The 20,613-nt window shown below is 33.7% G+C and carries 14 protein-coding genes; 12 read left to right on the plus strand and 2 right to left on the minus strand.

Going from position 1 to position 20,613, the window contains the following annotated elements; translation table 11 throughout:
• Positions 1-60: 60 nt before the first annotated feature.
• Both C3E88_RS03980 and C3E88_RS03985 read left to right on the plus strand, forming a co-directional pair.
• Positions 61-1,908, plus strand: a complete 1,848-nt coding sequence (locus C3E88_RS03980; RefSeq protein ID WP_236908868.1) for an ABC transporter ATP-binding protein — start codon at positions 61-63, stop codon at positions 1,906-1,908.
• Positions 1,895-3,757 carry an ABC transporter ATP-binding protein gene (locus C3E88_RS03985; RefSeq protein WP_236908869.1) on the plus strand — a complete coding sequence of 621 codons (1,863 nt, stop codon included), beginning with the start codon at positions 1,895-1,897 and terminating at the stop codon, positions 3,755-3,757. The genes C3E88_RS03980 and C3E88_RS03985 overlap by 14 nt, the downstream gene beginning before the upstream one ends.
• 38 nt (positions 3,758-3,795) lie before the next feature.
• On the opposite strand, the gene C3E88_RS03990 is transcribed toward C3E88_RS03985, so the two are convergent.
• Positions 3,796-4,824: a UvrB/UvrC motif-containing protein gene (locus tag C3E88_RS03990; RefSeq protein ID WP_236908870.1), complete on the minus strand. Its 1,029-nt coding sequence runs from the start codon at positions 4,822-4,824 to the stop codon at positions 3,796-3,798.
• A gap of 173 nt (positions 4,825-4,997) precedes the next feature.
• On the opposite strand from C3E88_RS03990, the gene C3E88_RS03995 reads away from it, so the two are divergent.
• The 9 genes from C3E88_RS03995 to C3E88_RS04035 all read left to right on the plus strand — a co-directional run bounded on the left by C3E88_RS03995 (position 4,998) and on the right by C3E88_RS04035 (position 18,173).
• Positions 4,998-5,798, plus strand: coding sequence for an AAA family ATPase (locus tag C3E88_RS03995; protein WP_236908871.1), 801 nt, complete (start codon positions 4,998-5,000; stop codon positions 5,796-5,798).
• Between the two features lie 128 nt (positions 5,799-5,926).
• A complete protein-coding gene (locus C3E88_RS04000; protein WP_236908872.1) occupies positions 5,927-6,940 on the plus strand; it encodes an aldo/keto reductase in 1,014 nt (337 codons plus the stop codon).
• Positions 6,941-7,011: 71 nt separating this feature from the next.
• Positions 7,012-8,205 (plus strand): amidohydrolase, encoded by a 1,194-nt coding sequence (locus tag C3E88_RS04005; RefSeq protein ID WP_236908873.1) that lies wholly within the window; start codon positions 7,012-7,014, stop codon positions 8,203-8,205.
• A complete protein-coding gene (locus C3E88_RS04010) occupies positions 8,192-9,328 on the plus strand; it encodes an amidohydrolase (RefSeq protein WP_236908874.1) in 1,137 nt (378 codons plus the stop codon). The genes C3E88_RS04005 and C3E88_RS04010 overlap by 14 nt, the downstream gene beginning before the upstream one ends.
• A gap of 391 nt (positions 9,329-9,719) precedes the next feature.
• Complete coding sequence (locus tag C3E88_RS04015; protein ID WP_236908875.1) at positions 9,720-11,066, plus strand: 2-isopropylmalate synthase; 1,347 nt, start codon at positions 9,720-9,722, stop codon at positions 11,064-11,066.
• Between the two features lie 22 nt (positions 11,067-11,088).
• Positions 11,089-13,005: an aconitate hydratase gene (locus C3E88_RS04020; protein ID WP_236908876.1), complete on the plus strand. Its 1,917-nt coding sequence runs from the start codon at positions 11,089-11,091 to the stop codon at positions 13,003-13,005.
• 37 nt (positions 13,006-13,042) lie between these two features.
• Entirely contained in the window at positions 13,043-14,044 is a 1,002-nt protein-coding gene (locus tag C3E88_RS04025; protein WP_236908877.1) for an isocitrate/isopropylmalate dehydrogenase family protein, read from the plus strand.
• Between the two features lie 57 nt (positions 14,045-14,101).
• Entirely contained in the window at positions 14,102-17,533 is a 3,432-nt protein-coding gene (locus C3E88_RS04030; RefSeq protein WP_236908878.1) for a pyruvate carboxylase, read from the plus strand.
• Between the two features lie 94 nt (positions 17,534-17,627).
• Positions 17,628-18,173, plus strand: a complete 546-nt coding sequence (locus tag C3E88_RS04035; protein ID WP_236908879.1) for a hypothetical protein — start codon at positions 17,628-17,630, stop codon at positions 18,171-18,173.
• 95 nt (positions 18,174-18,268) lie between these two features.
• Here the strand turns inward: C3E88_RS04035 and C3E88_RS04040 are convergent, their stop codons facing one another.
• The gene (locus C3E88_RS04040; RefSeq protein ID WP_236908880.1) at positions 18,269-19,621 is read right to left on the minus strand and encodes a [Fe-Fe] hydrogenase large subunit C-terminal domain-containing protein; all 1,353 of its coding nucleotides are present in this window, start codon (positions 19,619-19,621) and stop codon (positions 18,269-18,271) included.
• Positions 19,622-19,932: 311 nt separating this feature from the next.
• On the opposite strand from C3E88_RS04040, the gene C3E88_RS04045 reads away from it, so the two are divergent.
• On the plus strand, positions 19,933-20,607 hold the full coding sequence (locus C3E88_RS04045) for a class I SAM-dependent methyltransferase (RefSeq protein ID WP_236908881.1): 675 nt from the start codon (positions 19,933-19,935) through the stop codon (positions 20,605-20,607).
• Positions 20,608-20,613 lie beyond the last annotated feature (6 nt).

The following is a 20,613-nucleotide window of genomic DNA, read 5'->3' on the forward strand; positions in this document are numbered from 1 at the left end:
TGGTGCTATTTTTATATAAAAAATAGCATTTGCTGCTATTATATTATTGAGGTGATATAAATGGTAGATGTAAACATGAAGAAAGAAAAACCTAAATATTCCACTTGGGCGAACATTCTTTATCTATTAAAAAACATTTGGAAATGGGATAAACCATTGTTCTTATTATCTGCAATACAAATTCCTGCTATAGTAATTATCCCTCTATTAGGAATATATTTGCCTAAAGTATTGATAGATTCCATTGTAGAAGGTGTATCCATTTCCCAATTGATGATAAACATCGGCATACCTATTTTAGCCATAATCATATTAAAAATCATACTAGAGGCTTCATCATCAGCTACAGTTGCTAAAAAAATTTATCATAGGATGAAATATGTAAGATTACTTATGTATAAGCAAATGGATACAGATTTTGAAAATATAGATGGGGCAGAAGGGCAAGATAAGGTAATGAAAGCAAATATGGCCACAAATCAAAACTCTGCAGCTACTGAAGCTGTAACAAATATTAGTGTAGAGTTTTTCTCCAATATATTAGGGTTTATATTATATTCTGGGATAATATTTACGATTCATCCTGTAATAGTTGGATTCATTATTTTATCAACAATTATAAATTATTTTATGGGGAAATATGTGAATAATTATGAATATAAAAATAAGGATAATCTATCTCCTATAGAAAGGAAGCTTAGGTATATAAGAAATAAAACTGGGGATTTCAAATCGGCAAAGGATATTAGACTTTACAATATGTCCTCTTGGTTTCAAGGAATGTACCGTAAGCTTCTAAAGGAGAGAATATATTTTCAAAAGAAGAATGTATATCGAAGATACTTTTCCAATATTATAGATGGAATACTATTACTTATAAGGGATGGAATGACCTATGGATTTCTTATATACTCAGTCCTATATAGGGATATGCCTGTAGGAGATTTTGTATTATACTTTGGTGCAGTAGCTGGCCTTTCTACATGGCTATCAGGAATTGTAAAAAATATAAATGAACTAAACGCTATTGCCCTTGATACCAACGATTTAAGAGAGTTTCTTGAGATGGAGGACAATATGAATAGGGATAAGGGAATAGCTCTACCAAAATCCTATGAATTACCTTGCGATATAGAACTTAAAAATCTCTACTATAAATATCCTGGAGCTGAGGATTACACTATTAAAGATATAAATTTTCATATTAAAAAGGGAGAAAAACTAGCTTTAGTAGGACCTAATGGAGCAGGAAAGACCACCCTAGTAAAGCTTATATGTGGACTATATACACCTACCAAAGGGGAAATATATATAAATGGCAAGAAATCTAGCCTTTATAATAGGGATGAATACTATAGTTTATTTTCCATAGTATTTCAAGACACCTATCTACTGCCTGTATCTATAGAAAAGAATATTGCCTTACAGCTAGAGGAGGAAATAGATGATGAAAAGATGGATAGCGTCCTAAACATGTCAGGACTTATGCCTAAAATTCGCTCTCTACCTAATGGCAAAAAGACTTTATTAGTTAAATCCGTATATAGTGAGGCTATAGAGCTATCAGGAGGGGAGACTCAAAAGCTAATGCTAGCTAGAGCATTATATAGGGATGGACCTATTATCATACTAGATGAACCAACAGCAGCATTGGACCCTATAGCAGAAAATGAAATATATCAAAGATACAATGAATTGACCCAAGACCATACTAGTATATTCATATCCCATAGGTTATCCTCTACTAGATTTTGTGACAGGATAGTATTTATGGAAGATGGGAGGATAGTGGAAGAAGGGGATCATTACACCCTTATGGAGAAGGGTGGAAAATATAGGGAGATATACGATATGCAATCCCATTATTATAAGGATGATATAGGTGGTGAAAAGTATGCAGAAAAATAGATTTAGGGAAAATATTAAAACATTGAATACTGGTCTAAAGGAAATTCATGAATTGCAGCCTTGGGTATTGACTGTGACTATATTTGATTCCCTTTTTAAATCCCTAGCCCCTTTCATAAATATATATATGACTGCAAGGATTATTGATGAATTGCTAGGAGTAAAAGATATAGATAGACTCATATTTTTAGTAGGATTGACCATTGGGCTGAATTTAATAGTTCACTTAATATCCACCGGTTTGGATCATTTAAGGACTATGCTTAGAAGTATAATGATGCAAAATCAGGATATGAAGATGAATGAAAAGATAATAAATATGGATTATGAGCATGTGGAAAATCCAGAGACCCATAAGCTTCGTACCAAGATAGCTGAAGCGGAAAACTTCAATGGTGGGGGAATTATTAATCTTTTAAATCATTTAGGGGCATTTGCAAAAGGTTTAGCAACGGTTATCACTTCTATGGTATTAGTTATAGAATTATTTAAACCTAATATGGTAGCAGAGGGAAATCTATATTTTATTAATAGCAAATTATTTTCTTATGGATTTTTGATATTGATTTTAGCAGGAACTATTTTTAATTTATATTTAAAGACCTTAGAAGATAAAAAGATTTTTAAATATTTCAGTGGAGTAATGGATTTAAATAGGATTTATGGTTTTTATTACGATCAAGTTTTAGACTACAATGCGGGAAAGGAAATAAGATTATATGATCAAAAGCATATATATGATAAAGAAATAAAATCCTTTATTGCAGGATCAAATAAAACGCTAAAAGGTATGGAGGACACAAATGCCAAATATGGAGGAATAAGTGCCTTGATATCCTCATCAATTGGAGGTTTAGTATATATATTTGTTGGGCTAAAGGCTATAGTAGGAAGTATATCCATAGGGAGTATAGTCCAGTATACAGGAAGTATAACACAATTCATATCTGGCAGTACAGAGATTTTAACTTCTATAAACAATATTATAAACAACAATCAATATCTTCAATTGTATATAGATTTCCTAAATATAGAAGGGGAAAAGTACAAAGGGACCTTACCTGTGGAAAAAAGAGATGATGATGAGTATGAAATAGAGTTTAGAAATGTATCCTTTAAATACCCAGATACAGATGAATACGTGCTAAAAGATGTTTCTATTAAGCTAAATATTGGAGAGCGCTTGGCTATAGTAGGTATGAATGGTTCAGGAAAGACTACCTTTATTAAACTTCTATGTAGATTATATGATCCCGATGAAGGGGAGATACTTCTAAATGGAATAGATATTAAAAAATATGATTATGAAGAATATATGAATCTATTTTCCATAGTGTTTCAGGATTTCAAGCTATTTTCCTTTTCCCTAGGGCAAAATGTAGCAGCAGCGGTGGATTATGAAGAGGAAGAAGTAGTAGATGTTCTAGAAAAGGCAGGTTTTGAGGAGAGATTAGAGACCATGCCAAAAGGTGTATATACTCCTTTATATAAGGATTTTGATGAAGATGGAGTGGAGATTTCTGGAGGAGAGGCTCAAAAGATAGCTTTAGCTAGGGCATTGTATCGAGATGCACCTATTATTATATTAGATGAACCTACAGCAGCTTTAGATCCTATAGCTGAGTTTGAGATATATTCGAAGTTTAATGCAATAGTAGGTACCAAAACAGCCTTTTATATATCCCATAGACTTTCTTCTTGTAGATTCTGTGATGAGATAGGGGTATTCCATGAAGGAAGGATAGTCCAGAAGGGTACTCATGAGGAATTACTGAAAGATGAAGAGGGAAAATACTATGAACTGTGGCATTCCCAAGCCCAATATTATAATGAGGAAGAAAGTGCATAGTAGAAGATTTACTAGGATTTTGGGGCAAAGTATGAAACTTAAGATAGAAGGTGATTTATAAAGAGCTCTAAATCGGTATTTTCCTCTGTAATTTGAATAGTCTTTGAGAGGTTTACCTGCAGCTCTCTACTAACAATTGCCCTAAAATCCAAATTGCTTTTTTCATCTATATGAAAATTGTCATGGCTTTCCAATGCTTTAGCTTGAGACAGAAAATCTTCAATATTTTTAACGGTAATCCTAGGGAATTTCTTTTTTAAAATCAAATTTCCATCTAATATGTAAAAAAGTTTATAACCGTCGTCTAATTTTTCTCCCATTAAAATCCTATCATTTTTGGGGGAATGGATCTTGTTAAGGTTGTATAGATACTCTATTGATGATAAAGTATCTCTATAATAAGAAGCTCTCTCAAAGTGCAACGATGAGGAAGCTTCTTTCATATTAGTCTCTATTGTTGACATAAAATTTTTCATACATTCTTCCTGGGAAAATATCTCTATTAAACATTGCCTATTTTTCTCAAAGTCATCTTTTTCCATAGCTGATGGCAAAGGATTATAAGCAAACTTATATGAATTCAAATGTTTTTTTATAGGATATAGTTTTTTTAGTAGTTCAATTAAATTTAAAAGGATGTTTTTACTTCTATAAGGACCAAAGCTATATTCGTTTTCCTTTTCAATAGTAAGGGATAGAGAATTAAATCTATTATAGTCTTCTATTTTTAAGTACACATATTTTTTATCATTTTTATACTGACTATTATAGATAGGTCTATACTTTTTAATCAATTTACACTCCAATAGTTGTGCTTCTAAATGGGTATCTGTTACTATAAAATCAATATCATGGATATTAAAAACCAGTTGATTTATTTTATTGAAATCATGATTAGTATAGAAGTATGATTTTACTCTTTTTTTTAGACATTTGCTTTTACCAATATATATGATATTTCCCTGGGAATCTATCATCTTATATATTCCAGGTTTTTCAGGTATGGATTCAATTTTGTTTTTTAGATATTTAGGTATACTCAATATTATCACCAAATGCTTATTCATTGTAAATATTTTTTCATAATTTATAACTATTGTCAATGGATTAAAGGATTTTAAGGTATAATGTTGAATAACTATATATTGGGCAATAAAATAAAGGAGAAAATAGATGGTGTAAATAATCGGCCCTAAATTTTATGAAGTTGTATACAATTAAGCTTTAGAAAGGTTGAGTGATGATGTACCTAAAGTCTCTAAGATATGTAAAACCAAAGAATCTAAATAAATATCCTTTTAATATTCAGTTATTTGACAACTTAGACATTTTGGAATTCAAAACCCCTGTGACAATTTTTGTCGGAGAGAATGGGACAGGCAAGTCTACTTTATTAGAGGGGATTGCAGCAGGGGTTGGCTCTATAACTATTGGCGCCGATGCTGTTGATTATGATAGTTCTATGGAAGCAGCTCGACGGTTGTCTAGAAATTTAAAGCTAACTTGGCATATTAAAACGCGAAGGGGCTTTTTTTTAAGAGCTGAGGACTTTATATCTTATACTAATAAAATAGCAAATCTAAGGAATGATTTGGAAGAAGAATTAATGGAAATAGAGGATAGGTATGATAATAGGTCTGATTATGCAAAGAATTTGGCAAAAATGCCATACAATAATTCATTATATGAATTGAAAGCAAAGTACGGGGAAGGTCTAGATACAAAATCTCATGGTGAAAGCTTTTTAGAACTATTTAAATCCAGGTTTGTCTCCAATGGATTATACATATTAGATGAACCTGAGACTCCTTTATCCCCTATGAAACAACTTGCTCTAATATCTATGATAAAGGGAATGGTAAAAGAAAATGCCCAATTTATTATAGCTACCCATTCTCCAATACTAATGGCTATACCAGAAGCAACGATTATATCTTTTGATGAATCCCCAATTAGAGAAGTGAATTATAATGATTTGGAGCATGTAAATTTGACAAGAGATTTTTTAAACAATCCGGAAAGATATTTAAGGTATTTATAATATGGAGTGATAAATGCTTATATGGATAAAGTGTCTAAAATAACTCCAAAGGATTTAAAAGATTATGATTTAATCGTTTTTGGATCAGGGATTTTGTAGAAGAAATCAATAATATAGGGAGGTCAGCCATGGAAAAGAGAAGATTAGGGAAAACTAATTTATTAGTATCAATAATAGGATTTGGAGGCATTCCTATTCAAAGGGTAAGTAGAGAAGAAGCTATAAAAATAATTGGAGCTGTTAAAGAAGCTGGCATTAATTTTATAGATACGGCTAGGGGTTATACTGTTAGCGAATCATTAATAGGTTGTGGATTAAAGGAGCATGGTAGAGAAAATTTTATATTAGCTACCAAATCTGGTAAAAGGGATTGCGATGGGATATTAGAAGAGCTAAATATTAGTCTAAAAAACTTAAATACAGATTATATTGATCTTTTTCAATTTCATAATATTAAGTCTTTAGAAGAGTTAGATTTTGTAATGGGTCATGGGGGTGGTTTGAAAGCTCTAAAAGAAGCTAAATCCAAAGGAATAATAAAAGAAATAGGAATAACTAGCCATATGCCAGAAGTACTGGATAAGGCTATGGATACAGGAGAGTTTGCTACAATACAATGTCCGTATAATCCAGTGGAGAGACAGGCAGAAGAAGTGTTTAGAAAGGCCAATAAATTGGGAATAGGAGTAATAGTTATGAAGCCATTAGCAGGAGGGGCAATTCAAAATGCGGACTTATCTTTGAGATTTATTACAAATAATCCTAATGTTACAGTAGCTATACCTGGTATGGACAGTGTAGAACAAGTAATAGAAAATGCTAAAATTGGTGAAAAAATTATACCTTTAAACGAAGAAGAAAAGGCTTTATTATTTCAAGAGGCAAAAGAATTGGGAACAGAGTTTTGTAGAAGATGTGGCTATTGTATGCCTTGCCCCCAAGGAATAGACATACCTTCACAATTCTTAATGGAAGGATATTATAAAAGATATAATTTACAGGGATGGGCATTGGATAGGTATCATTCTATGGAATTTAGGGCAAAGGATTGTATAGAATGTGGAAGTTGTGAGGAAAAATGTCCTTATAATTTACCTATTAGGGAGATGCTAAAAAGAGTAGACATTTTATTAGAAGGATAGTGGCACAGTGATGGGAATGGGACATGGAGAACCGTCCCCGCTGTCCCAAAAGCTACTAAGGAGGTAGACATATGTTAATTATCAAAAATTGTAGACTAATGGATATGGTAAGTATGGATGAAGAGATGAGGGATATCCATATTGATGGGGAGGGAAAGATAAAGGCTATAGAGGAGGAAATAGATGTTAAAGACTATCCCAATGCAGAGATAATCGATGCTAAGGAAAGACTGGTAACTCCAGGCCTTATAGAGCCTCATTGTCATATGGGAGTTTATGAAACTGCCATAAGGGAAGGTATGGATGGCAATGAATCCACAAAACCTGCTACACCAGAACTAAGGGCCATAGATGCAATTGACCCTATGGATGCAGCCTATGATGTAGCCATAAGACATGGTGTTACAACAGTAGTAGCTGGTCCAGGAAGTGCCAATATTATTGGAGGCACCTTTGCTGCAATGAAAACTTATGGAAATATATTGGACAAGTCTTTAATAAAAAAAGAAGTATGTATGAAGATGGCTTTAGGAGAAAATCCAAAGTTCAATTATGGCAAAAGAGGCAAGGCACCATCTACTCGAATGATGAGTGCTGCCATCATGAGGGAACAATTATTTAAAGCTAAGGAATACTATGAAAAATATAAAAGATTCGAAAAAAGCCAAGACAAATCTAAAGGTTTTGATTATGATCTAGGGCTACATAGCCTAATGAGGGTGTTTGATGGAATGAGGGTAAAAATCCATGCTCATCAGGCAGATGATATCTTAACAGCTATAAGAATAGCAGAGGAATTTGGTCTAAGATATACTATAGATCATTGTTCAGAAGGATATTTAATAGTAGATGAATTAAAGGAGAAGAATGTTCAATGTATAATTGGGCCTACTGTAGGAGGTAGAGGGAAATTTGAATCCCGTAACAAATCCTTAGAAAGTGCAGCTATATTGGAGAGGAAAGGTATAGATTTTGCTATAATGACCGACCATCCAGTAATCCCGGTAGAAGGTCAAACTATGCAGTTAGCTTTGTTTGTAAAACATGGACTATCACGAGAAGCAGCCTTAAAAGGGGTTACTATAAATGCAGCTAGATTGACAGATATTGATAATAGGGTTGGCAGTATAGAAGTAGGAAAAGATGGGGACATAGTAATCTGGAATGTGGATCCCCTTGACACCATGAGTCAAGTAGGTATTACTATTATAGATGGAAAAGTAGTTTATGAGAACAAGGGAGATGAGGCTCGTGTTGATTATTAAAAGATGTAATCTAATAGATATGGCTGGTATATATGAAGAGATTAGGGATATAAGAGTAGAGGAGGGAAAGATAGTTGAAATTGCTAAGGATATAGACCCAGAAAGATATAAGGATGCTAAAATAATAGATGCTAATAATAACCTTGTAACCCCTGGAATCGTAGAACCCCATTCGGAAATGGGAGTAAGAGAGCAGATATATAGACATGAAGGAAATGACTCTAACGAAGTAACAGATCCCATATTGCCCCAATTAAGAGCAATAGATGCTATAAACCCTACAGACGAAGGGATTAGAGTGGCAAGGGAATCTGGAGTAACTACAGTGGTAGCTGGTCCAGGGGATTCCAATCTAATAGGAGGTACCTTCGCAGCATTTAAAACCTATGGGAGTACCATTGACCAGATGGTAATAGAAGATGAAATAGCATTTAAAGTATCCTTAGGAAACACTCCCAAAAAAGCTTATGGCAATAGGGATATGATGCCCAAAACCAGGATGGCATCTGCCGCTATGATTAGAGAGGCCTTCATAAAGGCTAAAGAGTACCATAGACGATACCATTCAGATAATCCTCCTAAATTTGATATGAAGATGCATTCCCTAATGAGAATATATGATGGAATGCTAGTGAAGTTTACAGCCCATCAAGCCTATGATATAGTTACAGCTATAAGATTAGGTGAGGAATTTAATCTGAACTATACAGTAGATAAATGTAGCGAAGCTTACTTAATAGCAGATGAATTGAAAGAATTCAATCCAAAGCTTGTTATAGGACCTGCCTATGGAGGGAAACGGGATCATGAAATAAGAAACAGGGATACTATAATAGGATCGGTAATGGAAAAGAGTGGTTTAGATTTCTGTATATCTACAGGACATCCTACGGTGGATATAAGTATGACTATGGTTCAGACTATAATGATGCATAAAAAAGGATTATCTAGAAAAATTGCTCTAGAAGCTATGACCATTAATGCAGCCAATATGGTAGGTTTAGGAGATAGAATTGGTAGCATAGAAGTAGGAAAAGATGCAGATATAGTGATTTGGGATGGGGAACCTTTAGATTACTATACATCACCTAAGATGGTAATTATAGATGGAAATATAATGTAGAATAAATAAATTTAAAAATCATTATTAAAAAATAGGAGACTTATTATAAAAAAAGTCTCCTATTTTTTATGTTTTATTTGGTCTTTTGGTGGAAATAGTCATGGAGCCTTTTAGATTGATATATATTTAACGGAATGCAAGAATAAATAAAAAACTTGCAAAAAATGCTTGTCATTATTAAAAGTTTATGTTAGAATTGTTTACAATATTATTTTTTAGATTTAAATAGATCAGGATAAATGCCAATGATATGCTTAATACCCTCAAAATATATATAAAGAAAGAATATTAATTTTATTAAGGGCAAAAAAACATAAGAATGCAAGTAGTTTTAAAAATGCAATAGCCAAATAAGAAACTTGCAATATTTAACGAATAGGGAGGAAGAACGATGAACTACAGTGGAGTTGATACTATTAGACCAAATCTATTTAAGGAAGTATTTCCTTACTCAGAAATTCCAAAGATTAAATTTAACAATATTCAATTACCAATGGAAATTCCCGAGGATATATGGATTACAGATACTACTTTTAGGGACGGACAACAATCCATGGCATCTATGACAGCAGAACAGATGGTTAAAATATATGATTATCTTCATCTATTAGATAATGGATCGGGGGTTATAAGGCAAACAGAGTTTTTCTTATATTCTCATAAGGATAGAAAGGCTGTAAAAGAGTGTATGGATAGAGGATATGATTTTCCCCAGATAACATCGTGGATTAGAGCTAACAAAGAGGATTTTAAGTTGGTAAAAGATATGGGGATTAAAGAAACTGGCATATTGATGTCCTGTTCAGATTATCATATATTTCATAAACTAAATATGACTAGAAGAGAAGCAATGCATGCTTATCTATCTATCGCAGAATCTGCTTTAGAAAATGGTATTGTTCCTAGATGTCACTTTGAGGATATAACTAGAGCTGATTTCTTTGGATTTGTTGCCCCATTAGCAAAAAACTTAATGGAGTTATCAGAAAAATATGGAATGCCTGTTAAGATAAGGGCTTGCGATACATTGGGAGTAGGAGTATCACATATGGGAGTAGAATTACCTAGATCGGTACCTGGGATTATTCATGGACTAAGATATTATTGTCATGTCCCTTCAGAATCCATTGAATGGCATGGACATAATGATTTTAATGGAGTAGTTGTTAATTCCACTACATCTTGGCTATATGGAGGATCTTCTGTGAATGCTACATTGTTTGGCATTGGTGAAAGAACAGGAAATTGCCCTCTAGAAGCCATGATATTTGAATATGGACAAATAAAAGGAAACACTAAAAACATGAATCTTAAAGTTATTTCCGATATAGTAGATTATTTTGAAAAAGAGTTAAATTATACAGTGCCACCACGTACGCCTTTTGTAGGTAGTGAGTTTAATGTGACAAGGGCTGGAATCCATGCCGATGGAATGTTAAAAAATAAAGAAATATATAACAGTTTTGATACTGAAAAGATATTAGGTAAGCCTCCAATAGTTGCAGTAAATGCATACTCTGGACTAGCTGGCATTGCAGCCTGGATAAATGGTTACTTTAGATTAGATAATAGGAATAAGATAAATAAAAATGATCAAAGGATATTACCCATAAAGAAGTGGATCGATAGAGAATATGCCAACGGGAGGACTTCAAATATTAGAAACGATGAATTGCGTGATATGACCTTAAAATGTATTCCAGATATTTTAGATAATGAAAAAGTCGAAGCTATTTAGGACTAATATTGGAGGGAAGGATATGAAATTAACAGTAGCAGAAAAGATAATAAAGGAGCATCTAGTAACTGGAGAACTAACAAAAGGTAGGGAAATAGGTTTGAGAATAGATCAAACCCTTACTCAAGATTCTACAGGAACCATGGCTTACCTTCAGTTTGAAGCTATGGGTGTGAACAGAGTAAAAACGAAAAAATCTGTAGCTTATATTGATCACAATATGTTACAAACGGGACCAGAAAATGCAGATGATCACCTATATATACAAAGAGTAGCCAAAAAATATGGAATATATTTTTCAAAGCCAGGAAATGGAATATGCCATCAAGTTCATCTTGAAAGATTTGGAGTACCTGGTGAAACCCTACTAGGTTCGGATAGTCATACTCCAACTTGTGGTGGATTAGGAATGTTAGCTATAGGTGCTGGAGGTCTTGATGTGGCAGTGGCAATGGCAGGGGGAGAGTATTTTTTGACCATGCCCCAAATCGTCAAAGTAGAATTGAAAGGCAAGTTAAACCCTGGAGTATCGGCTAAGGATATAATACTTGAAGTATTAAGGATATGTAAAGTAAAAGGCGGGCTAAATAAGATATTTGAATACTGTGGCAATGGAATCAAATATCTATCTGTACCTGAAAGAGCTACCATTACCAATATGGGAGCAGAATTAGGTGCAACTACTTCCATATTTCCTTCAGATGAGATAACCTATAGATTTTTAAAAATGCAAGGGAGGGAAAAGGATTATAGGGAATTAGTAGCTGATGAAGGAGCCAGTTATGATGATGAAATAATAATTGATCTTGAACAGTTGGAGCCCCTAGTAGCTTGCCCCCATAGTCCTGACAATGTGGTAGGTGTATCTGAATTAAAAGGTATAAAGGTAAATCAAGTAGCAATAGGTAGCTGTACCAACTCTTCCTATATGGATTTAATGAAGGTGGCCAATATTTTAGAAGGAAAAACCATAGCTGAAGATGTTTCTTTAGTTATTTCTCCAGGTTCAAAACAGGTATTAAATATGTTAGCGAAAAATGGAGCATTGTCTAAACTGATCTCATCAGGTGCAAGAATATTGGAATGCGGATGCGGCCCTTGTATTGGGATGGGACAAGCTCCTAGTACCTATGGAGTTTCATTGAGGACCTTTAATAGAAACTTTAAGGGGAGATCTGGAACTACTTCAGCTAATGTATATTTGGTAAGTCCAGAGGTGGCCGCAGCTTCAGCTTTGACAGGATATATTACCAATCCATTAGAATGTACTAAAAACATCCATATAGACGTACCGGAAAAGTTTTTAATAAATGACAATTTGATAGTTAGTCCGGCTGTAAAAAATGAGGATATTGAAATAATTCGAGGACCAAATATAAAACCCTTCCCGAAAACTGATAGATTAGGGCAGGATATAAGGGGAAAAGTCTTAATAAAAGTAGGAGATGATATTACCACTGATCACATTATGCCTTCTAATGCTAAACTTCTACCCTATAGATCTAATATTCCTTATCTGTCGGATTATTGTTTGACACCTTGTGATCCGGAATTCCCTAAAAGGGCAAAGGAAAATAACGGAGGTATCATTATTAGTGGGGATAATTATGGACAGGGTTCAAGTCGGGAACATGCAGCATTAGTACCACTATATCTAGGAATTAAGGCCGTTATAGCTAAATCCTTTGCAAGAATACACAAACAAAATTTGATTAATAATGGAATACTTCCTTTGATATTTTATAATGAGGATGACTTTAATAGAATAGATATATTAGATGAATTAGCTATTGAAGATGTTTCAAAGCAGATAGAAGAAGATAGGATTTTAATAGAGAACAAGACTAAAAATGAAGAATATGAATTATTTTTAGATATAACAGAAAGGCAGAGGAAAATACTTAAAGTAGGAGGCCTTTTAAATTTGATAAAACACTAGGTATTTTTTAGACCTAATTTGAAAGGAGAATAAATACATGGCATACAATATAACATTGATTTTGGGGGATGGCATAGGTCCAGAAGTGATGTCCTCTACACGAAAAATCATCGATGCTACTGGCGTGGACATTAATTGGGAAATAGTTGAAGCAGGGGCTACTACTGTAGAGGCCCAAGGTACTCCTCTTCCAGAATCGGTTTTAACAAGTATAAGGAATAACAAAGTAGCGTTAAAGGGACCTATAGCTACTCCCATCGGTGTAGGATTTAGATCCGTCAATGTAAAAATAAGACAAGAATTAAATTTGTTTGCTAATATAAGGCCAATAAAATCCTATGATGGAATCGATTGTATTCATGAGGATGTGGATTTTATAATAGTCAGGGAGAATACAGAGGATCTATATTCAGGTATAGAGCATAAGGTAGGAGAAGATGCAGCGGAAAGTATAAAGATCATTACCCGAAAAGCCAGTGAAAGAATATGTAGATATGCCTTCCAACTCTGCAAAACTCAACACAGAAAAAAAGTTACACTAGTCCATAAAGCAAATATAATGAAATTATCTGATGGTTTGTTTTTAGAATGTGGAAGAGAAATTGCTAGAGAGTATAAAGATATAGGGTTTGAAGACATAATAGTAGATGCAATGGCAATGAAACTTGTCCAGTTTCCCCAAAATTTTGATGTAATAGTAGCTCCTAATCTATATGGAGATATATTATCTGATTTATCAGCAGGACTTGTAGGAGGATTAGGCTTAGCACCTGGTGCTAATATTGGTAAAGACATTGCTGTTTTTGAACCTGTCCATGGTTCAGCGCCAGATATTGCAGGCAAAAATTTGGCAAATCCTACCTCGGCTATACTATCAGGAGTAATGATGCTAAAATATATTGGTGAGGTTCATGCTGCAACAGAGATTGAGAAAGCTTTAACTAATACATTTAGAGAGAAGAGTAGTAGGACCCTAGATCTAGGAGGGAATCTTGGAACTAGAGAATTTACAATGAAAGTTATTGAGAATATGAAATAACACTTTAACCAGATAAGTATGCTATTATCTACGAATTTATATATGGAGGTGTTGGAGATGAAGAAAAAATTTAAAAAGGTATTGGTGGCTAATAGAGGGGAAATTGCCATTAGGATATTTAGGGCTTGTAGTGAACTAGGTATAAGAACTGTAGGTATATATTCTGATGAAGACAAAAACTCCCTATTTAGAACAAAAGCAGATGAATCCTATCTAATAGGGGAAAATAAAGGTCCAATAGAAGCCTATTTAAATATCGATGAAATAATAAATCTTTCATTGAAAAAAGGAGTAGATGCTATCCATCCAGGCTATGGATTTTTGTCTGAAAGCCCAGAGCTTGCAAGAAAATGTGAAGAAGTAGGTATTGAATTTATAGGTCCTACTTATGATATGATGGTGAATCTAGGTGATAAGATAAAATCTAAAAAGGTAGCAAATAGCGTGGGAGTGCCAACTATTCCAGGAATAGAGAAGGCGGTGCTTTCAGAGGAGGATGCTATACAATTTGCAGATTATTGTGGCTACCCAGTTATGCTAAAGGCTGCGGCTGGTGGTGGCGGAAGAGGTATGAGGGTAGTAAAGGATGAGAAGGATTTAATAAGAGAGTATTATAGCGCCAAAAATGAAGCTAAGAAGGCTTTTGGCATTGACGATATATTTATTGAAAAATATCTTGAGAAACCCAAACATATAGAAGTTCAAATTTTAGGAGATAAATATGGGAATATAGTTCACCTATATGAAAGGGATTGTTCCATACAAAGGAGACACCAAAAAGTTATTGAATATACTCCGGCATTCTCTATTACAGAAGAGCAGAGACAGAAAATATGTGATGATGCGGTGAAAATTGCAAAGGCTGTTAACTATAGAGGAGCAGGAACTGTGGAATTCCTATTGGATAAGTATGGCAACCATTATTTCATCGAAGTTAATCCTAGGATACAGGTGGAACATACCGTTTCTGAAATGGTTACTGGAATAGATATAGTACAATCACAGATTTTAATAGCTGAAGGATACCCTCTTGATTCTAAGGAGATAGGAATTAAAGGGCAGGAGGATGTGGAACCTAGGGGATATGCTATCCAATGTAGGGTAACTACAGAAGATCCATTAAACAACTTTTCTCCAGATACAGGTACTATTGATATATACAGGACTGGCTCTGGATTTGGAATAAGGCTTGATGGAGGTACTGGATTTACTGGTGCAACTATAAGCCCCTATTATGATAGTCTATTAGTAAAAGTTACTGCCTGGTCTAGAACTTTTGAAGATGCGGTAAGAAAAGTTAATAGGACATTAAGAGAAGTAAAGATTAGAGGGGTAAAAACAAATATCCCATTTTTAATAAATGTATTAAACCATGAAGAATTTTTAAGTGGTAAATGTGATACTGGATTTATTAACTATAATCCAGAGCTATTTGAAATAAGTACTAAGGCTGATATAGAGCTTAAGGTACTTAATTATATAGGAGAAAAAGTAATAAATGAAACAAAAGGACATAAACCGGATTTCAATATACCAAGAGTGCCAAAGGTAGAAATACCTGGAGAACTTTATGGCACCAAACAAATATTAGATGAATATGGACCTGATGGACTAATTGAATGGATTAATAATAGGGAAGGCCTATTATTGACGGATACCACTATGAGGGATGCTCATCAGTCCTTAATGGCTACTAGAATGAGAACTACTGATATGTTGAGAATTGCAAAGGCAACTTCTGTATTGGGAAAAGATTTGTTTTCATTAGAAATGTGGGGTGGAGCCACCTTTGATGTATCCTACAGGTTTTTAAAAGAATCCCCATGGACTAGATTGGAACTCCTAAGGAAAAAGATACCTAATATATTGTTCCAAATGTTGTTAAGAGGCTCCAATGGAGTTGGATATAGAAATTATCCAGATAATGTTATAAGGGAATTTGTAAGGGAGTCGGCAGATAGGGGAGTAGATGTTTTTAGGATATTCGATTCATTAAATTGGCTAAAAGGAATGGAAGTTGCTATAGATGAAGTACTAAAAGCAGGTAAAGTAGCCGAAGCTTGCATATGTTATACTGGAGATATTTTAGATGATAGTAGGGATAAGTATTCCCTAGACTATTATGTAAAGACTGCAAAGGAAATAGAGAAGACTGGAGCCCATATACTGGGAATTAAAGATATGTCTTCTCTTCTAAAACCCCATGCAGCATATAAGCTTATCAAAGCATTGAAGAATGAGATTAGCATACCAATCCATCTTCATACTCATGATACTAGTGGGAATGGTATAGCAACTGTATTAATGGCAGCTCATGCTGGTGTAGATATAGTGGATACTGCTTTTAATAGTATGGCAGGATTAACAAGTCAACCAGCATTAAACTCAGTAGTTGCAGCTTTAGAACATACGGATAGAAGTACGGGGCTTAATTTAGATGAGTTACAGCTACTTTCAGATTATTGGGGTGATATAAGGCCAATATATAGTAAATTTGAATCGGAGCTGAAATCAGGAACTACAGAAATATATAAGTATGAAATTCCAGGAGGCCAATATTCTAATCTTAGGCCACAGGTGGAAAGCTTTGGATTAGGCCATAGGTTTGAAGAGGTAAAAGAAATGTATAAAGCTGTAAACGAAATGCTTGGAGATATTGTAAAGGTAACGCCTACTTCAAAGGTAGTAGGGGATCTAGCTATATTTATGGTCCAAAACGATCTAACACCAGAAAATATCTACGATAAGGCAAAGGATATGGCTTTTCCAGATTCAGTAGTATCATATTTTAAGGGAATGATGGGCCAACCTATGGGAGGTTTTCCTAAAAAACTTCAAAGATTAGTATTAAAAGGCGAAGAACCTATAACCTGTAGACCAGGAGAACTACTTGAACCAGAAGATTTTGAAAATATAGAGAAGTATTTAATAGAAAACTATAATATGATTCCAGAGAGAAAGGATGTATTATCTTTTGCATTATATCCTAAGGTGTTTGAGGACTATTTAAAATATATAGAAGAACAAGGGGATTTCAGTAGAATGAGTAGCGATATATTCTTCTATGGATTAAGAGAAGGTGAAACTGGGGAGGTAGAATTTGTAGAAGGGAAAACTTTAGTAATAAAACTTTTGGAAATTGGCAGATTAGATGATGAAGGATATAGAACCCTTTACTTTGAAGTCAATGATAGTAGAAGAGCCATAAAAGTTTTTGATAAGGCAAGTAATATAGTAAAAGAAGAAGTCTATACCCAGATGGCAGACAAGGATGACAAGTTTCAGATTGGAGCGAGTATTCCAGGAGTAGTAGCAAAAGTTTTAGTAAAACCTGGCGATCAAGTAGAAGAAAACCAATCGATAGCCATAATAGAAGCTATGAAAATGGAAACCAATGTATCTGCATCGGTTGCAGGTACTGTAAAATCTATAGTTGTTAAAGAAGGGCAAAATGTAAAAACGGGAGAATTATTGATGTTACTGGAATAGATTTTGTGAAAAATTATGTAAAAGACTATTATTGAATTATATGGCACATAAATGATATAATCTAAATAGGATTATATCGGAGGTGGGCCTTAGGATGGATGGGAAGGTGTATGATCTACTAGAGAAGCTATATGTAGAAGTTCAAGGTATGCAGACGGAAGTTAGAGACATAAAAGAAACTATGACAACCAAGGATGACCTAAAGGACTTTGCAACCAAGGACGACTTAAAGGACTTTGCAACTAAGGACGACTTGAAGGACTTTGCCACTAAGGACGACTTAAAGGACTTTGCAACTAAGGACGACTTAAAGGACTTTGCAACTAAGGACGACTTGAAGGACTTTGCTACTAAGGATGACTTGAAGGACTTTGCAACTAAGGATGACTTGAAGGACTTTGCAACCAAGGATGACTTGAAGGACTTTGCCACTAAGGATGACCTAAAGGACTTTGCAACCAAGGATGACATAAAGAATCTTGCCACTAAGGATGATATAAATATGCTCGCAGATGAGCTCCATGCAGAAATTCAGACTGTATATGATGAATTAGTAGAACTACGAAATGACTTAAGTACAATGGAGATGTTAACAACTAAAAATGCTTATGATATAGCTAAACTAAAAGCTATACGTTAAAGATGAGCAATACAAAAACTTATTAATCCCTAGAAAATATCAAAGGGTTTAATAAGTTTTTTATTTAAAAATATATGCAAAATTAATTATAGTTTCTAAAAATCCCTTTCAAATATTTTTACTTTTTCCTTGTTTTTAAAATCCTCTAGACCTTTTATTCCCAATGCCAATAGAAAATCACTCATTATTCTGTTGTTTGTAGAGATATGCACTTTAGATTCATCTCCAAATCTATCAACCATTTCTTTACCTTTTTCCTTTGATATAATAGCTTTTGGTCCTCCCACACATCCCCCATCACAGCCCATTCCCTCTAAAAACTTTGCTTTGGTATTACCTTCGAGGGCGTTTTTAAGCATTTCCTTACATTCTTTTATTCCACTGGCTTGTTCACTAGAGAATATATTTAATTTATCAGGGAACATTTCTCTTAGGGCGTCTTTTACAGCTGTAGATACTCCACCTATCCTTCCATAAATTCTACCACTTTTAGAAGAATATTGTGTAGATAATACTTCATGAAGGCCTTCTAATTTTATATCAAAAACATCAAATATATCTTCCAACTCATCAAAGGTTAAAACATAGTCTATAGCCCCTTTTAAATCCTCCATTTTTGCCTCAGCTTTTTTTGCTATACAAGGACCTACAAATACAACTTTACATTCCGGGTCTAATGCTTTAATAACTTTTCCAGAGGCAATCATTGGAGAAATAGAAGGGGAGGTGTATTTTATTAGTTCATGAAATTTAGCTTTGATCATTCCAACCCATATAGGGCAACAACAGGAGGATAACATAAAATCCTCTTTTTCCACTATAAGCCTATTAAACTCTACTGCTTCTTTAATGGTAAGCATATCTGCAAAAAAAGCTACTTCCACCATATCGACAAAGCCTATTCTCTTAAGTCCTGCCCTTATCTGTCCCATAGATACATCTTCACCAAATTGTCCTACTATTGCTGGTGCCACAGCTGCGATAATCCTTTTCTCTTTTCTTAAATCTTCGATTAAAGGCATAAACTCTATTTTATCAATGAAGTTTTTATTATCACAGGTATCTACACAAATGCCGCAATTAACACAAGTATCCATATTTATATCTATATCAGCCTTATCTTTCCCTATGAGAATAGCATCAAAGGGACAAGCATTTTGGCATATAGTCTTGCCATCAATTTGTATGCAATTTTTCACACAGGAATGGGTATTTATTACAACTCTATTGCTTTCTCTATAATTTTCTATAGCTCTTACCAAATCTATAGAGAATTTATTAGAATAATCTACTTCCACTCCACATAGGGCAGATATGACTTTAGCAAAGCTTTCCTTGCTTACTTTACTATTTGAAAAGATTTCTTCAATAGTTTCTTCAAACACATCTTCATAATAAGCTTTTACTAGCTTTTTGAACAATTCCCTATATTCCATTCCATTAACCATCAAAAAACCCCTTTCCATTAATAAAAGTATTTCCTATTTATTAATAAATATTTGTAAATATTTGAGCCTGGCACTAACTTATTAGCTTTTGCAAAAAAATTGAAATATTGAATAATTATACTATATTTTATGGCAAACCATAGTTTTTTCTTATCTTTGTGAGTAAATTTATTTAAGTATTAATAATTAAGATAGGAGAAATGTTTTGCTTATGTTATAATGTTATAAAATATACAGAAAATTAAGAAATAATTTCATTTCCATTAGGGTAGTAATTATAAAGGGTAGAAGCAAAAAAGGAGCGGGTATGAGTGACTAAAATTAAAATAAATAGCAATAAAGAAAATGTTCACATAGGATTAGTAGGGGAATTGGGGCAAGTTCAATTTGAAATACTTCCTAAAGTCAAAAATGCTGTTGAACTGTTTAAATCTCGTGATGTAAAAGATATTTTAGATTTAGGCTGTGGTCTTGGGTGGAATACTATATTTTTAGCTAGGGAGGGTTTCAATATATGGGCAGGAGATATATGCAAAGAATATATTGATACATTAAGAGATAAAACTAGTAAAATGAATCTTAAAAATATTAATTATAAACAGCTTGATATGAAAAATATACCCTATGAGGACAATAGATTTGATGCAGTAATATGTACCTCTACCTTAAACCATGGTACACTTAGGGAAATAAAGATGATTATTGATGAAATACATAGGGTGCTAAAACCTAATGGGATACTAATAACAGATCTTCTTTCAGTAGAGGATGAATCCTTTGGTATAGGAGAAATGATTGAAATAAATACATTTGTCGGTGGAAGAAAAGGGGAGGCAGGTATACCACATCATTATACAGATGAAAATGAAATAATGGAGCTATTTAAATCATTTAAAGAGCTTTATGTTTATAGAAGAAGCTATATATTCAATTTAGCTGATAGTGAAACTATATCTCAGGTTTATGATATTGAATGTATCAAGTAAAACAGG

Source organism: Clostridium sp. Cult3 (assembly GCF_021655115.1).
In the GTDB taxonomy this organism is placed as follows: Bacteria; Bacillota; Clostridia; order Tissierellales; family Tepidimicrobiaceae; genus PPXY01.

Bases quoted from the DNA above. Each gene is read 5' to 3' on its own strand.
- C3E88_RS03980 (WP_236908868.1), top strand. From the start codon at position 61: ATGGTAGATGTAAACATGAAGAAAGAAAAACCTAAATATTCCACTTGG.
- C3E88_RS03985 (WP_236908869.1), top strand. From the start codon at position 1,895: ATGCAGAAAAATAGATTTAGGGAAAATATTAAAACATTGAATACTGGT.
- C3E88_RS03990 (WP_236908870.1), bottom strand. From the start codon at position 4,824: ATGAATAAGCATTTGGTGATAATATTGAGTATACCTAAATATCTAAAA.
- C3E88_RS03995 (WP_236908871.1), top strand. From the start codon at position 4,998: ATGATGTACCTAAAGTCTCTAAGATATGTAAAACCAAAGAATCTAAAT.
- C3E88_RS04000 (WP_236908872.1), top strand. From the start codon at position 5,927: ATGGAAAAGAGAAGATTAGGGAAAACTAATTTATTAGTATCAATAATA.
- C3E88_RS04005 (WP_236908873.1), top strand. From the start codon at position 7,012: ATGTTAATTATCAAAAATTGTAGACTAATGGATATGGTAAGTATGGAT.
- C3E88_RS04015 (WP_236908875.1), top strand. From the start codon at position 9,720: ATGAACTACAGTGGAGTTGATACTATTAGACCAAATCTATTTAAGGAA.
- C3E88_RS04020 (WP_236908876.1), top strand. From the start codon at position 11,089: ATGAAATTAACAGTAGCAGAAAAGATAATAAAGGAGCATCTAGTAACT.
- C3E88_RS04025 (WP_236908877.1), top strand. From the start codon at position 13,043: ATGGCATACAATATAACATTGATTTTGGGGGATGGCATAGGTCCAGAA.
- C3E88_RS04030 (WP_236908878.1), top strand. From the start codon at position 14,102: ATGAAGAAAAAATTTAAAAAGGTATTGGTGGCTAATAGAGGGGAAATT.
- C3E88_RS04035 (WP_236908879.1), top strand. From the start codon at position 17,628: ATGGATGGGAAGGTGTATGATCTACTAGAGAAGCTATATGTAGAAGTT.
- C3E88_RS04040 (WP_236908880.1), bottom strand. From the start codon at position 19,621: ATGGTTAATGGAATGGAATATAGGGAATTGTTCAAAAAGCTAGTAAAA.